The sequence below is a fragment of the Myxococcales bacterium genome (assembly GCA_022563535.1).
Lineage (GTDB): Bacteria > Myxococcota_A > UBA9160 > UBA9160 > UBA4427 > DUBZ01.
The window spans coordinates 38,866-52,565 of sequence record JADFNE010000021.1 but is presented as its reverse complement, the minus strand read 5'-3'; the positions used below and the strand labels follow the sequence as shown (position 1 = coordinate 52,565).

General features: G+C 62.2%; 10 protein-coding genes. 3 read left to right on the top strand and 7 right to left on the bottom strand.

Annotation, left to right across the window (positions count from 1 at the left end):
• Positions 1-3: 3 nt before the first annotated feature.
• The 4 genes from IH881_08900 to IH881_08885 all read right to left on the bottom strand — a co-directional run bounded on the left by IH881_08900 (position 4) and on the right by IH881_08885 (position 4,304).
• The gene (locus tag IH881_08900) at positions 4-711 is read right to left on the bottom strand and encodes a 2OG-Fe(II) oxygenase (GenBank protein ID MCH7867806.1); all 708 of its coding nucleotides are present in this window, start codon (positions 709-711) and stop codon (positions 4-6) included.
• The gene (locus tag IH881_08895; protein ID MCH7867805.1) at positions 708-1,832 is read right to left on the bottom strand and encodes a mitochondrial fission ELM1 family protein; all 1,125 of its coding nucleotides are present in this window, start codon (positions 1,830-1,832) and stop codon (positions 708-710) included. Before IH881_08895 ends, IH881_08900 begins: the two co-directional genes overlap by 4 nt.
• Before the next feature lie 193 nt (positions 1,833-2,025).
• Positions 2,026-3,276 carry an endonuclease/exonuclease/phosphatase family protein gene (locus tag IH881_08890; protein ID MCH7867804.1) on the bottom strand — a complete coding sequence of 417 codons (1,251 nt, stop codon included), beginning with the start codon at positions 3,274-3,276 and terminating at the stop codon, positions 2,026-2,028.
• A 278-nt stretch (positions 3,277-3,554) separates the two neighbouring features.
• Entirely contained in the window at positions 3,555-4,304 is a 750-nt protein-coding gene (locus tag IH881_08885) for an SDR family oxidoreductase (protein ID MCH7867803.1), read from the bottom strand.
• Positions 4,305-4,689: 385 nt separating this feature from the next.
• Here IH881_08885 and IH881_08880 point away from each other — a divergent pair, with 385 nt between their 5' ends.
• Positions 4,690-5,979 (top strand): citrate synthase, encoded by a 1,290-nt coding sequence (locus tag IH881_08880; GenBank protein ID MCH7867802.1) that lies wholly within the window; start codon positions 4,690-4,692, stop codon positions 5,977-5,979.
• On the opposite strand, the gene kdsB is transcribed toward IH881_08880, so the two are convergent.
• Entirely contained in the window at positions 5,967-6,725 is a 759-nt protein-coding gene (gene kdsB / locus IH881_08875; GenBank protein ID MCH7867801.1) for a 3-deoxy-manno-octulosonate cytidylyltransferase, read from the bottom strand. The two genes, IH881_08880 and kdsB, sit on opposite strands and share 13 nt — an antisense overlap.
• 65 nt (positions 6,726-6,790) lie before the next feature.
• Here kdsB and IH881_08870 point away from each other — a divergent pair, with 65 nt between their 5' ends.
• On the top strand, positions 6,791-7,849 hold the full coding sequence (locus tag IH881_08870) for a KpsF/GutQ family sugar-phosphate isomerase (GenBank protein MCH7867800.1): 1,059 nt from the start codon (positions 6,791-6,793) through the stop codon (positions 7,847-7,849).
• A gap of 3 nt (positions 7,850-7,852) precedes the next feature.
• Here IH881_08870 and IH881_08865 read toward each other — a convergent pair whose 3' ends face one another.
• Positions 7,853-9,607 carry a hypothetical protein gene (locus IH881_08865; GenBank protein ID MCH7867799.1) on the bottom strand — a complete coding sequence of 585 codons (1,755 nt, stop codon included), beginning with the start codon at positions 9,605-9,607 and terminating at the stop codon, positions 7,853-7,855.
• 64 nt (positions 9,608-9,671) lie between these two features.
• Complete coding sequence (locus IH881_08860; protein MCH7867798.1) at positions 9,672-10,295, bottom strand: 2-hydroxychromene-2-carboxylate isomerase; 624 nt, start codon at positions 10,293-10,295, stop codon at positions 9,672-9,674.
• A gap of 54 nt (positions 10,296-10,349) precedes the next feature.
• Here IH881_08860 and IH881_08855 point away from each other — a divergent pair, with 54 nt between their 5' ends.
• Complete coding sequence (locus IH881_08855) at positions 10,350-13,637, top strand: AAA family ATPase (GenBank protein ID MCH7867797.1); 3,288 nt, start codon at positions 10,350-10,352, stop codon at positions 13,635-13,637.
• Positions 13,638-13,700 lie beyond the last annotated feature (63 nt).

The window sequence follows — 13,700 nt, the reverse complement described above, 5'->3', positions numbered from 1 at the left end:
CCACTAGATACCGGTCCGTGCGCGAAAGCGCTCGCGTATGCTGTCCTTGCGGTACTCGACGATGAAGACCTTGCGCATCTCGCCCTCTGGGCAGCGGAGTGGCTCGACGCCGTGCCACGAATGGTCGGTGCGCAAGAACAGAAGACTGCGGTTTCCCGTCGGTTCGCAATCGATGCGAGCGGGGAAGTCCTCGAACTTCGGAGCCGACGTGTAGCCAATTGCGCCACCGTCGTCGAGAATGACCGTCGCGCCGCCCCAGCTCGGATCCCACTTTGTTTTGTCGTTGAAGTAGAAGATGTGTGAGCCGAGCTTCCACGCTGCGTCGCAGTGCGGCGAAACAGAACATCCAGTCGGGGTGTAGTGCCAATGACAGGTGAGGAAAAAGTCTTCCCGCTTCAGCAGTTCCCTGACCTTCGTCATGTAGGGCTCGCTATGGAGTTCATCGATGAAATCCTGCCACAGCGGCGAGAGTGGGATGCCGGGCTTGTAGTCGAGGGAGAAGCGGTCGTGACTCGCCTGTCCGTAGCGCCGCCGCCTGCCCACGATCTTTCTGAAGATCTCCGGTTGTGGCAACTCGTCGAGCAAGCGCGAATACACCGACTCGCGGATCAACCGCTGTGGCTCGAACCAGGGATAAGGTTCGGCGGCAGCGACGACGTCCGCGCGGATCGTGGCGAGCGCAGCCGGGTCCATGCAGCCTGCGTCACTCACTCGGTCGCCCCCACGACTGGCCGTGGCCAGGGCTTGGCCGCGGGCTCGTCGGTTGGCTCGATGAGCGCGCGCACCCGAGCGAGCACCCGTTGATCGTCGGTGGGGCTGGCGGCGTCGCAGCCACCGGCCGCCTCTACTGTGAAGAGCCGCTCGTGAAACGCCTCGAGATCCCGCGGCGGCACCCACAGTCCGCGCAGGGTGAGGGCTCTCGTCAGCCCGCCGGCGAGTCGAGTCGCCGATCGATGCAGCCCCACGAGCAGTCTCGAGAGCCACCTGGGGTCGAGGGTCACGATCTCTACGCTGCGTCGCGTCTTCACCGCATCGGCAATCATCGAAGCGCTCTCACCGGTCACCACGAAGTGATCGGCGAGATCGAGGAACGCCGAATAGGGGTTCGAGGGATCGCCGGGCTCGTACGCATGGACAAAGTTTGGCGCGGGCAACGCTTCCCGAAGGGCGTCGGCGACGAAGCTGGGCGTGCGCGGACTGGTCGTCGCGAGGATCGAGCCGCCGCGCGACACGGCGCGGGTCGCGGTCTCGACGATTCGTTTGAAAGCCTCGTTGCCCAGCCGGTACGAGCCGCTATTCCCGCCGACGAGCAAGGCCGTCCAGGGCCGCGGCATCTTCGAAAGTTTCTTGCTCCAGAATGCCGTGTGCTCGGGATCTGACGTGGTAATCCCGAAGGGCAGCGTGGCATTCAACACATTGGGCGCCTCGGGCAGGCCGTACTGCGGAGTGGTCACCACGAGATCGAAGCAGCGCAGGGACGCGACGGGTCGCCCGAGCTGAACGCTGTGGGTGACCCCGCCTGAAACATGGACAACGCGACGCACTGTGCTGACGCTGCCGCCTGCGATCCCGATCACGAGGTCGGGCCATGCTTCGGGTGCGTCGGCGGGCAGCCGCAGGGGTTTCCGATCGAGGCCGAGGAAGTCTTCGATGCGATCGAGGATCATGCGCGGAACGGTGTTGCCCTCGAGCGCCAGCACGCGGAAAGGCAGCTCCAGCGCCCGTGCGAGGGCGATGACCTGGGCATTGTCGCCCGCTCGACCCTCCGTGAGGACCCAGATTCTCGCGTGCCCCGCACCGTGTTGCAGCTGCGTCATGAGCGCCTTCGACATGAGTGTTAATTCGTGATCTCGAAGCTATTGGGTCGAGGTCCACCCAAGGGCGGCCGGCATGAGCGTCGCAGAAGAGAGTGGAAAAATATAGCCCGTTTTGACGCTCGCGTGATGGTCGCCCGGTGGAATCGTCCGAGATGACGCAATGAAAGGCGAGTGAAGGCGCTTCGCAGGGCCCGGAGGGAAATGTTTGCTAGCCGTTGCTCGAGCGACCGTTCTTCGGCGTGAGCGGCACAGCAGGACTGCCAATGATGGAATCCAGTTCCCGTCGTGCCCAACGCCCGCCATCGTGGTCGAACTTCGCGAGAGTCTGGGTCGCGGCCGTGAATGCATGGCGCTGCCGATCGGCGTCCGACATGGCGATCGCTTTGAGCGCAACTGCGGGTCCGACAGCGGCGAGCCCGGCGAACCCCAGGGCGCGATGGAGCAGCCCCCGGCGGGTAACGCGCTCGTTCGATCGCAGCAGTACTGCGCCACCCGCCAGCATTGCCAAGTTTGCGACCACTCGATCGTTGGTGATCTCCTCTCGATCGATTTCGGCTTTGGCCTTCTCGAGCAATCGACGAGCGTTCGAGATGATATTGGGGCCTGCGGCTCTGCGCACTTCGACGGGTTGCACTGACGTCGTGGGCTGGAGTTCGAACGTGAGGGATATACCGAAGTGATCGGATATCGGTCGCGGTCGACCGCGGAGATCGAAGGTTTTGTCAAAGACTCGTCGCGATGCGATCGGTTCGAGAGCCAACGCCGATCCATTCTCAACGAAGACGTAGTCGATCCTTCGGTCATCGCTTTCGATGCCACGCTTGTAGAAATTTTCGCTCGAGATCGTGCTCGGAGGGTGATCAAAGGCGAGGGCCGCATCTCGCATGCCCGAGAGCCCCTGCCAAATGACGTACTCCGCATCGCCCTGATTGCAATTGAAGTCGCCTGCGACAATGACCGGCTCACCCGAGACTGGAAGCGAGTCGGCTAGCTGAAGCAATTGAGCCGTTCGCACGGCGCTGCTCATGAATTTCTGGTTGCTTCTATAGGAGGCGTGCAGATGAGTGTTCACGAGCCAGACCGGCCCCTGCTCGGTCTTGAGCCTGACGCTTGCGAAGCCCTTGCCACCCAGGTACTCACCGCGATTCAAGCGTCCGAGTGTCCCGGTCAAGTGAAACCGTTCGAAGCGCGGCTGATCGAAAGGCAGACGGGAGATGATGAGCAGACCTCCGCCCGCACCGTCAGCCGGATTCCAGTGGTGAGTGAATCCGGCTCTCCGGCCCCCATCCACCAGGATCTTGCGGATCTCCGCCGTCCAGGCCTCTTGGAATACCAGTACGTCTTCCGTGCATTCCATCAGCGACCGGGCCAGTTCTTGCATCCGCGGCAAGACGTGTTTGGCGAAGGGTTCTGGAAGACCCCAGACGTTCTGAGTCGCGATTTGAAGTCTCGTTGCCAAATGATGCTCCGGGCTCGCCGCGTCGATGAGGGCTGGGCAACATCACAACGCTGCGATCCCCCAGAAGGGGTGCAAGACACAAGCCAGTGCGTCGACAGCAGTGCGCAGGTGAAAAACGCTTGGTTTACATGCCGTCTGGGCGCAGATCCGCACGAGAGTTTCCGATTTGCGCCCTCGCGAGAAAGGGGCTCGGGGAGAAGGTGACTTCCCACATAGGCTGGTGCGGACCTCACCGCGCAAACCCGGGCTGGTCTAGTCCCGCGGTCAGGCAGTCGGTTTCAGGGCATGTACGCCTGGCCGCCGTCGACTGCAATGCTCTGACCGCTGATGTAGGACCCGGCCTTCGAACACAAGAAGGCAGCGACCTCGCCGATATCTTCCTCACATTCTCCGATGCGGCCCAACGGAATGGTCGCGACGAACGCGGCGGCTTCTTCGGGATTGTTGTCGATCCACCATTTGAGTCCCGGTGACTTGGCGTGTGGGAGAATGACGTTGGTTCGGATGTTGTCCGCTCCCCATTCGGAAGCAGCGGCCCGGCTGAACGCTCGGATCGCCTCCTTGACCGCCGCGTACGCGCCGTAGTTTGCGGTGTCCCAGCGCCGGGCCACCGTGCTGGCGAGATTGATGATCGAGCCATCGCCCTTCAAGTGTGGATAGCAGAGCTTCATCATGCGGAATGTCGCGAGGGGGCCGGACGACCAACCGTCATTGAGCGATTCTTCCGAGACCGAGTTGAGTGTTCCCAGCGGAACTTGCTGTGCGTTGTTGACCAGGATCTGGATTCCGCCGAGGGTGTCCACCGTTTGTTCGACGCATCGCGCGAGGTCTTCGAGGTTCTTGACGTCCCCTTCGACGGCTAGCGCCACGCCGCCCCGTTCCTCGATCAACTTTGCGCTCGCTTGAACCTTTGCGAGGGTTCGGCCGAACAGTGCGACCTGTGCGCCGTGTCGGGCGAGGGCCAGTGCGATTCCCTGGCCGACGCCCTGTCCAGCTCCGGTCACAATCGCGACCTTGTCAGCGAGCATATCCGTTTGTGCGTCGCTTCCCGTGCCGCCCATGAGAACTCTCCACTTGGCCTTACCCGATTGCGTTTGACGAGTATTCTAACCGCCTTTTACAGTCCGGCCGAGTGCGCGCTGCGAGGGAAAAGGCGTTGCAATGCCCCGCTCTACACGGCGGTCGAGATCGAGAATATCAGCGATTTCCTTTCGATCGGCGCCGCCGCGCTCGGCGCGGTGTGGAAGATCTCGGCGGAGCCGTCGCCAAGAAAAGAAGCTCGACCCGGACGCGATGTGCTGAAATCAAGTGGTTGTGATCGGGTCAATTCCGGTGCAAAATGGTCTGGTCAACGATCGTGCAGACACGCGCATCGGTGTTGCTCGGGCCCTTGGGATCACGGAGAATCGCGCAATGACAGAGACGGCAACGCTCCAGTTTGGTGACAAGACGGTGGAACTGCCCATCGTGGCCGGGGTGCACGGCGAAAAGGGTATCGACATCACGAAGCTGCGAGGACAGACCGGGCTCATTACTTTCGATCCCGGTTACGCAAACACCGGCTCCTGCACCAGCGCCATTACCTACATCGACCCCGTGCGCGGCGAGCTGCGCTACCGAGGCATTCCGATCGAAGAACTCGCAGAGCACAGCAATTTTATCGAGGTCGCATATCTGTTGATCTACGGGGACCTGCCCACTCGCGAGGCGCTCGCGCAATTCGACAATTCAATCCGTCATCACACCCTGCTGCACGAAGATATGAAGGACTTCTTTGGCGCGCTCCCGAAGGACGCCCATCCGATGGCGGCGCTGTCCGCCGCAGCGGGTGCGCTCTCGACCTTCTATCCAGACTCTCTGGAACCCCGGGATTCAGCTCAGGTCGAAATTTCGATGCACAGACTGATCGCCAAGATGCCGACCCTGGCCGCGTACGCGTACAAACACTCCATCGGCCAACCCTTCATGTATCCCCGGGACGAACTCAGCTACGTCGGGAGCTTTCTCCACATGATGTTCGCGAATCCATGCGAAGACTTCGATCCGGATCCAGTCGTGGAGCAAGCCATCGAATTGCTGCTGATCTTGCAGGCCGATCATGGACAGAACTGTTCGACCAGCTGTGTCCGCCTGGTGGGTTCGTCGATGTTGAACCTCTTCGGCACCATTTCGGCGGGGATCAACGCGCTTTGGGGCCCGCAGCACAGTGGTGACAACCGCGCGGTCATTCAGATGCTGGCGCAGATTCGCGACGAAGGGATCTCGTGTCGCGACTTCCTCGAGCAGGTCAAAAAGGACGGCGGCGGCGATGCATTGATGGGCTTCGGGCACCGCATCTACGAAAAGTACGATCCGCGTGCCGGCCTGATCAAGACCACGTGTTTTGACTTGATGGATCGGCTCGGGGTGCACAGCAAGCTGCTCGAGGTTGCGATCGAACTGGAAGAGGCGGTGACGAAGGACCCGTATTTCGAAGAGCACAATCTCTTTCCGAACATTGAGTTCTACTCGGCAATCACCTACAACGCGGTCGGATTCCCCTCTGACATGTTTACCGTGCTCTCGGCGATGGGTCGGCTGCCCGGCTGGATCGCCAACTGGATGGAACTCCACACGGATCCAAACTTCAAGATTGCGCGGCCGCGCCAGATCTATACCGGCCTTACCCAGCGGCCCTTCACTGGGATCGATCAGCGATCCTGATCGGCAGCCCGTCGCTCCAATACCTGCCGGACACGCTCCAGGTCTTCCGGGGTGTCCACCCCGATTGACTCGTCGGCTTCGAGCAGCGCCATCTGGATGCGATGGCCGTGCTCGAGTGCGCGAAGCTGTTCGAGCCTCTCGCAGCGCTCCAGTTCGGTGGGTTCGAGCTGGGTGAATTCGAGCAGGAAATCCCGCCGGTAGGCGTACAGCCCGATGTGTTTCATCCAGGGGCCCGGTGCGTCCGAGTCTTCCCGGGGCAGCGGGATCGGTGAGCGTGAGAAGTAGAGCGCGCGGCCCTGCAGGTCGGTGACGACTTTGACGACGTTGGGGTTTCGGGCCTCGCGCGGGTCGGGCAGGGGCGACATTGCGCTGCTCATCGAAAGCTTCGGGTCGAGCAAAAGGGGGGCAATGACGGCCTCGATTGCGTCGGGGGAAAGCAGAGGTTCGTCGCCCTGAATATTGACCACGATCGAAACATCTTCGAGCCCCCGGACTACCTCCGCGAGCCGATCCGTGCCTGTAGGGTGGGCGGGGTCGGTCATGACCGCCTCGCCGCCAAATTCCAGCACGGCGTCTCGAATGCGCTCATCGTCGGTGGCCACCAACAGCCGTTCCAGCGAGGGGGCCCGCAAAGCGCGTTCGTAGACGTGCTGTATCATGGGCTTGCCAGCCAATTTGGCCAGCGCCTTGCCAGGCAGGCGATGTGACGCGTAGCGCGCAGGGATGATTCCGACGATGGGGTGCATAAGTTGGCCCGACGGTACCGTCCCCGGTTGAGCGAATCCAGCGAGTGAACGATACTGCGAGATATATGAAGATCCGACCCAGCCAGCCAAAATTGTCGAGTGCCCCGGCACCCGCTAGCGACGAACCCCTGAATCAGGCCACCCGAGACGCCATTTTGGCTCGCGGTCGGGCGGTGCTCGATTCGGAGATCGATGCGGTCCGCGCCGCCCGCGGCCAGCTGGGCGAGGCCTTCGTGGACGCCGTGAATACGCTGTACCGGTGTCGCGGTCGCGTATGTGTGACGGGCATTGGCAAGGCACGCCTGATCGGTGAGAAAATCCAGGCCACCATGGCCAGCACCGGCACCCTCGCTTACAGCTTGCACCCGGTGGAAGCACTGCACGGTGATCTCGGAATGGTGCACGCCGACGACGTGGTGATTGGCTTGTCAAAGAGTGGCGGGTCGGAGTTGTCTGCACTGCTGCCGCTGCTCAAGCGCCAGGGCTGCAAAGTGATCCTGCTGACCGCCAACCTGGATTCCGAGGCAGCGAAGTACGCCGATCACGTTCTCGATATCGGTGACACCGCCGAGGCCTGTCCACTGGGATTGGCACCCAGTTCGTCGACCGCCTCCATGCTGGGGCTGGGAGATGCTCTGGCGCTCTCGGTGATGGAACTCCGTGCGATCAATCCCGAGCAGTACGCATTCTATCATCCGGGCGGGGCGCTGGGGCGCTCGCTGATGCGCGCCCACGAACTCATGCGCGTGGGTGTGGACTGTCCGGTCATCGATTCTGAAGCCAGCCTGGGAGAGTGCTACGAGGCAATCCTCAAAGCGCCCCGGCGAGCGGGTGCCGCCGCGGTGGTAGACGGTTCCAAGCAGTTGGTGGGAATCGTGACCCACGGTGACTTCTTTCGTCTGTTCAAAAAGCGAGACCTCGCCGCGCAACTGCCCGTCACCGAAGCGATGAGCCACAATCCGGTGCACGTTCAGCGCGACGACATGGTGATCGATGTGCTGAAGATCATGCGAAAACATGCGATCGACGAGATCCCGGTCGTGGACGAGGCAGGACACGTCGCCGGCATGATCGACGTGCAGGATCTGATCGCCCGGGGCTTCTCGGTGTTCGACACGAGATAGCCCTCACGCGCCGGCTCCCCGCCCCGAAGCTTCCAGTGGTTCCAGTTCGAAGCCACTGTCGAGCCGACCGTCTATCTGCAGCCGCAATCGCGGTGTCGCGAACGGTGTGCAGGGGAGCGGTGCCTCCCAACAGCGATCGCCCTTGCGAGGGATATTGAGAATCAATCCCGACCGGGTTCGGAATTCTTCCGTCTGGACTCTCTGTACGGGATAGCGTCCGTCGCTGGGGCCCGGTCGAATGTACGCACCGCCAACCCTCGAGCCCATGTAGCCGACAAACGCCAGGAATCCGAGGGTGCAGAGCGCCGCGCCGCCCCTCGCAATCATTCGTCCCAGATCGGATCCGTCTCCGGCGGTCCTTCGCCGGGGCATGGCTGCGAGCAAGCCCGCTGCGCAGGCCCATAACGAACTCCCGAGAAAACGCGGATCCGGTGCGACTGCAAACCAAACCAGTACCGCGAACGCGAAGGGCCCGATGAGCGGGGGCTTCAGACTCGACACGGTCGTGCGACGCAGGCCAAGCCACAAGAGCCCCCAGGCCGATAGCGCCAGGGGAAACAACAGCAGTGCAACCGAGTCCGAACTTCGAAGCCGGTCTTTGAACCAGGGAACGATCCAGTCGGCGTTTCCCATTACGTGATCGGGAGATTGTCCCGGCGCTCGTGCCCAACTGCGAATCCATCGGAGCTCGCTTTCGACCCGGGCTTCGGGCACCCGCCACGGCACATCGACCGCGAAGAGCGTGCTGGGGTAGGCGGGGTAACCGCTCATTTCGAAGCTGCGCAGGGACCAGGGAATGAGCAGCAGGAGCACCAGTAAAATTCCGGGCAGGAGATCTCGCAACGCGTTGCGTTGATGCTCCGAGTGGAGACGCAACACCTGAACCGTGGCGACCGCGAGAACTGCCCCGCCCAGGGCAGCAAAGCTCAACTTGACTGTTATGCCGGCAGCGCAGAGGGCCGCGATCGCGAGGAAGTTTCCGCTTGGATTGGCGTCCGTATCGAGGCCCATGAGATCGGCCAATTCGGATGCCAAGACGCCGCCGAGGATCAACACGATCCAGTCCGGATTGGTGCTCGATACGTGCATGACTGCAGCTGCGTAGAGCAGTGGTAGCAACAGTGCGGCGTGAAAGACGCGTGTGGCTTGCGGAGCTTCGGTGCCGGAGCTCCAGGCTTTGGTCCGAAGCGCCATTCGCGCGATCGCCGCCAGCAACAGGGGTCCGAGGGCGACGTTGAATGAGCGAAACATCGCCGGCCATGAGTCGAGGGAAGACAACCAGAGAAACGCTGCGCTGTTGAAGGCGAGTCGTCCGTGCAGGTTGCCGAGGCCCGTCACCAGCGGGTAGTCGCTGGCCCACTGGATCGAACTCAGGTGATAGAGACCGGCGTCCACCGCGAGCAGCGGACCGAGGCTGCGATTGGACAGCCAAAGGGCAAAGACCGCGAGGCCAAAGAGGATGAGGCTGTGCTCGCGCAGCGCGGTGCCGAGCCTCGCGCCGAGGGGACGTCGATTCCATATCGAGCCCATCCCGCCCAGGGTGATCAGCAGCGCTGACACCGCTGCCTCGCTCATGGGAATCCAGAAATGGAGCAGTTGGAGGATGCCGATCCAGACCGCCCAGCCAACGAAGAACGCCGACGATAAGTGCACGGGGGTCGATGCCCCGCACAATCGCCAGGTTGCGGCGCCCAGGCCGATCAGCAGTCCCGCCAACACGATCCAGCTGCCCGTGATCAAAAGCATGCTGGTGATCATGAGAAGCGGGCTTCGACGCTCTTCCGCAGCGAAATCGAGATTCGGGAGAACTCCGGGCGCAGCTTCAAGGCGCGCCTCCGCCCCGGGCCCAGACGATCGCGTCTCCCAGGCGATCATTGCCCCAGAAGATCTCGTCTCCCACGCTGAAGGTTGGCGCCCCGAAGATTCCGAGGTCGCTAGCCCGCTGGGTCTGCTCTCGCAGGCGTTTCTTGGTTTCGTCTCGATTGGCCTGGTCGATCACTTCTTCGGCCGGTTGTGCCACAGCGGCGAGAATATCCGCGATCAATTCCGGGTCCGAGATATCCCTGCCGTCGACAAAGTTGGCGTGGTACACGGCGCGAGTGAAATCTGGCAGCCAGAATTTTTCGCGCCCCACGCTTGCCACTCGGGCGGCAAGCAGGCTGTTTGCGGGAAAATTCTCGGGCTTCTTGAACGGGAGCCCATACCCCTCGCACAGCCGCTCGATATCTCTCCACATGTAGCGACCCTTTTGTGGATACAAATTGAAGGGAGAGTCTCGCCAGCCCTGCTCCTTGAAAATGGGACCCAACAAGAAGGGCTCCCAGACAATGTCGATGCCCGCAGCGTTTCCGATCTTTTCGATTCGAGAGGCGGCCAGATACGAATACGTGCTCGCGAACTCGAACCAAAAATGCACGCTCGAGGGTTTTGTTTCGGCTTCGGTCATGGGGTAAACATCGTACCGCGGATTGGCCGTTGCCTCCCGCCCCGAGGTCCCATCGTGCGTTGTACCGCATGCCGCAATGACAATCCCGAAGAGGCGCGCTTCTGCATGCACTGCGGCGGGCCCCTGGCGACGGGGGGAACGAGAAGTGAGCTGGTACCCGGCTCCTACACCCCCGCTCATCTGACTCGCAAGATCCTCACTTCGCGCAGCGCACTGCAAGGCGAACGCAAGCAGGTCACGGTGTTCTTTGCCGACGTCAAGGGTTCGGTGGCGCTCTCTCACCAGGTCGATCCCGAGCGCTGGCACGAGATCCTCGATCGCTTCTTCAGAATTTTGGCGGAGGGTATTCATCGCTTCGAAGGAACGGTCAACCAGTTCACCGGGGACGGGATCATGGCGCTGTTCGGCGCTCCGATCGCCCACGAAGACCACGCACAACGGGCTTGTTATGCCGCGCTTCATCTCAAGCAATCGTTGCGCCGCTACGCCGATGATTTGCGCCGGAACGAAGGACTCAACTTTTCGGTCCGCATGGGACTGAATTCTGGAGAAGTCGTGGTCGGCAAGATCGGCGACGACCTGCGCATGGATTACACCGCCCAGGGACACACAGTCGGCCTCGCTGCGCGCATTCAAGCGGTGGCTCCGCCCGACTGCATCTACCTCGGCGAGACTACGGCCGCAGCCGTTCGCGGGTACTTCGAACTCGAGGATCTCGGATCCTTCGACGTCAAAGGAGCCGTGGCTCCGATCGATCTCGCAGCACTTCGCGGAGTGGGAGAGTTTCGCTCGCGACTCGATCTGGCGAAGGCCCGGGGCTTCAGTCGCTTTCTCGGTCGCGACGAGTTCATGGGCGAGCTTTCCGCGGCCCTCGACGCGGCCCTCGAAGGCCGGGCGCAGCTGGTTGCGTTCGTCGGCGAGGCGGGGGTCGGGAAGAGTCGCCTGGCCTACGAATTTCTCGAGCAGTGTCGTGCTCGCGGCATCCCGTGTACCGAGACCCATGGTGTGGCTCACGGGCGATCGATTCCGCTGTTGCCGATCCTCGGACTCTATCGCGCGGCGCTCGGTGTAGAAGAACGCGACTCCCCCCAGCAAGCACGGGAAAAGATTGCCGGTCGGGTGGTGCTGCTCGATCCCGAGTTGGCCGCGAGTTTGCCGTTGGTCTTCGACTTTCTGGGTGTCGCCGATCCGGAGCGACCCGCACCCATACTTACGCCTGAAGTACGCCAGCGGCGGCTGGTCGATTTTGATGTGCGCTACTCGATCGCGCGCAGCAAGCGCGAACCGATGGTGACGTTGTACGAAGATCTTCAGTTCATGGACGAGGCAAGCCTGAGTTGGCTCGCCACCCTGGTGGAACGCGCTGCCGAGACCCGCACCCTCGTGATCGTCAATTTCCGTCCCGAATTTCTGCAGGACTGGAAGGCGATGTCTGCCGAACCCGCGAAGCGGCTGCTGCCATTGGGCGATCAGCTTGCACGAGAGTTGATGGATTCGATTCTGGGGACAGACCCTCAGCTTGCTGCGCTCAAGGACCGGATCAATTCCCGTACCCTGGGCAATCCGTTCTTCATCGAAGAGTCGGTGCGCGCGATGGTCGAAGCCGGAAGGCTCGTGGGTGAGACGGGAAACTACCGACTCGAAGGCAGTGGCCCCGATTTCGAGATTCCTTCGTCGGTGCAGAGCCTGCTGGCTTCTCGCGTCGACCAACTTCCCGATTGGGAAAAGTTGCTGTTGCAGACAGCGTCGGTGATCGGGCGTCGGGTTTCGCGACCGCTATTGGACGAACTCGCAGCTCCACACTGGGGAGATCTCGATTCGGCTCTCGAAACTCTGTGCACCAAGGAATTCCTGGTCGAGATTGCTCTCTACCCCGACGCCACCTACGAGTTCTTTCACCCTCTGACCCGCGAAGTCGCCTATGCATCACAGCTCGTGAGTCGCAGGACCCGTACCCATGAAGCCATTGCTCGGGCCATCGAACGCATCGATCAAGATCGCCTGGGCGAACGAGCGGCGCTTCTGGCACACCATTGGACCGAAGCGGGTCGCCCGCTCAACAGCGCCCACTGGCATCACCGGGCGGCGATGTGGATGAGCACCCAGAACCTGGCGGCGGCGATGAGTCATCTCTGCACTGCGCGGGAACAACTCATCGAAGCGGAGGCTCGTACGTTGCTCTCGGAAGAGCATCAGGAACTGGGGTTGAACGTGCGCCTGGGGCTGCTCGAAATCGGCGTGCGGCGGGGGCTCCCCCTTCGCGAAGCGCGGGAGTATCTGGCCGAAGGACGTTCACTGGCTGAAAGTGCCGGAGATCGAGATCGACTGTGTCTGCTGCTTGTAGCGTTTGGGAAGTGCTGCATCTTCGGCGCTGACTTCGAGTGCGGATTGGCGGCGCTGCGCGAAGCCGAAGAGGTTGCCGAGTCGTGTGGATCGCCAGAACTCCTCGCGTCGGTAAATCTGACTGCGGCCTGGAGCGTGATGGCGCGTGGCCATCTCCAGGAAGCCTTGCATCTGAACCGCCGCGCCCTCGAAAACCTCGTCCGGGACGCTTCGGCAGCGGAACCCACGGAAGACGCTTCCACCCATGCTTCGCTGCTCGCCATGCGAACCGGAATTCTGCGGTACCTCGGTCGCACGAAAGAAGCGATGGAGGTTGCGGCGCTGGTCGAAGCGATGGACGCCAGTCCCGAACGCGCTGAGTGGGTCGGTGTGGTGCACGGCATTCGGAGCGCGTGGGAGGTCGAAGGCGGGCGCTTCGATTCGGCGCTGATGCAGGCTCACCGGTTCCGAGAGATCGGGAAGGTGTTGGACAACAAGGGCACGCTAATACACGGCCAGCAGGCGGTATCGCGGGTGCACTCCGCTCGAGGTGAATGGAACGAAGCCCTGCGCGCGGGCATCGCAAGCCTCGAGGATGTTCGAGAATCCGGCATCCTCGGCGCCGAAATTGGCGCTCTGTGCTGCATCGCCCTGGCGCATCTGGGAGGGGACTCCGCCGACCGGGCCCTCGACGTGGCGCAAGAGGCAGTTCGACTCGCGCCAGCCCGCGACACCCTTCACGAAATCGAGGGGCTGTTGCTCACCGCGCGAGCGCTGAGAGTGCTGCGTGGCAAAGGGGTCGTCGGCGAAATCGAAGACCTCCTGGTCCGCGCGGCAGAACTGATCGACGAGACCGGCGCGGAGTATTTCCAAGCTGACCTCCATCTCGAAGCCGCGGAGATCGCCAACTTGCGCGGAGACCGGGCAATCGCGGAGCGGGAGTTTGGGCGAGCGAGCGAGGCATTCGCCGAGAGGGGTGCTCAGTTGCAGGCGGATCGAGCGGCGGCATTGGCGAGTTGAGTCAAGGGGGGGGGAGTTTTTAGCCGGGTATTGCGGAGAGGTTGATTAGGCCGCGTCTGCGCC